Annotated in this window: 1 protein-coding gene; it reads right to left on the reverse strand. The window is 65.4% G+C overall.

Annotated elements, in window-relative coordinates:
* Window positions 1-219 precede the first annotated feature (219 nt).
* Window positions 220-601 (reverse strand): ABC transporter substrate-binding protein (locus IJ15_RS0124290; protein WP_031940886.1); only part of this gene is annotated, 382 nt, incomplete at its 5' end.

Consider the following 601-nt stretch of genomic DNA (forward strand, 5'->3'; position numbering starts at 1 on the left):
GCGACGCAGATCGGGATGGTGACAACCACGAGGGAGACCGTGTTGACCATCAGTTCGCCGACGCGGGGGCGGAAGATCAGGGCGGACGCCGTCTCCCACCCGGTCGAGATGGTGGTGGTGACGACGTAGCCGAGAGGAATCAGTGTGACGGCCACGAGCGCCGCCACGATCAGAACGAGAACCAGCGGGGGGCGGGGCCGTGCCCGCCCCCCGATCCGGTCAGAGGAGACCGGCATCCGTCATCAGCTGGGTGACCTTCTCGCTGTTGAGCTTCGACGGATCCACGACGGGAGCCTGCAGGTCCGCGAGCGGGACCAGTTCGGGGTTGGCGGCGACACCGCTGCCGACCGGGTACTCGAACGACGTACCGGTCTGCAGGATCTCCTGGCCGGCCTTGCCGGTGATGTACTTCAGGAACGCCTGCGCGGCAGCCGCATTCTTGCTGGACTGCAGCACGCCACCACCGGAGATGCTGACGAAGGCACCCGGATCCTCGTTCTTGAAGTAGTGCAGCTCGGTGTTCTTGCTGTTCTCACCGGTCTTGGCCTGGTCGCCGAACCAGTAGTAGTTGTAGATGATGCCGCCGTCGATCTCGCCGGCG

The organism is Prescottella defluvii (genome assembly GCF_000738775.1).
Classification (GTDB): domain Bacteria; phylum Actinomycetota; class Actinomycetes; order Mycobacteriales; family Mycobacteriaceae; genus Prescottella; species Prescottella defluvii.